This window comes from Streptococcus cristatus, assembly GCF_003943505.1.
Lineage (GTDB): Bacteria > Bacillota > Bacilli > Lactobacillales > Streptococcaceae > Streptococcus > Streptococcus cristatus_E.
Window position 1 is genome coordinate 1 of the sequence record NZ_RJPS01000093.1, and the last position, 625, is coordinate 625.

General features: G+C 46.5%; 1 protein-coding gene. It reads right to left on the minus strand.

Features of this window, described 5'->3' with window-relative positions; genetic code table 11:
- Positions 1-575, minus strand: a 575-nt coding sequence (locus D8792_RS11540) for a mucin-binding protein (RefSeq protein WP_446677401.1), incomplete at its 3' end; no start/stop codon positions are given.
- Positions 576-625 lie beyond the last annotated feature (50 nt).

The following is a 625-nucleotide window of genomic DNA, read 5'->3' on the forward strand; positions in this document are numbered from 1 at the left end:
GTGTAGTACCATCGTGTAGTACCATCTGGGCCTACTGGTGTAGTGCCTGGTACGTCTGGAACTACTGGAAGATCAGTTCCTGGTTTTGTTGGATCTGTTGGATCGTTTGGATATGGAAGGTTTGGTACTTTTGGAAGTCCGTCTGGTACATTTGGTACGTATGAACCNAGNTTCTTGTATTGTACAACTTCTTCGCTATCCTTATCATCAGGAGTCACTGTCTTNGCTGCTACATTGGCCTTATCTGCCACGAATCCAGTTACGACTGGTGTAGCTTCTTGGGCCAATTCTTTCGTAGCTGGTGTCCATGCAGTGAAGGTCTTCTTGTCAGTTACACGGTCGCGCTCACCTGTACGTGTGAAGGCTGCTTCTTGAGTAACAGGAGCTTTCAGAGCTGGACGACCCGCTGTCTCACCATCTGCGTATTGATACTTGATGGTACGAGTCACCTTCTTGTTGAGTTCTGCTGGATCCTTAATTGCTTCTTTACCATGACGAAGAGTAACCACAAATTGTTGGTCCTTCTTATCATCGTTATCGAAGGTCTTAGGTCCCTTGAACTCATCGTTCACCACTTCGTAGCCCTTGTCTGTCAATTCTTTCAGACGAGTTGCGTAGTTAGTAG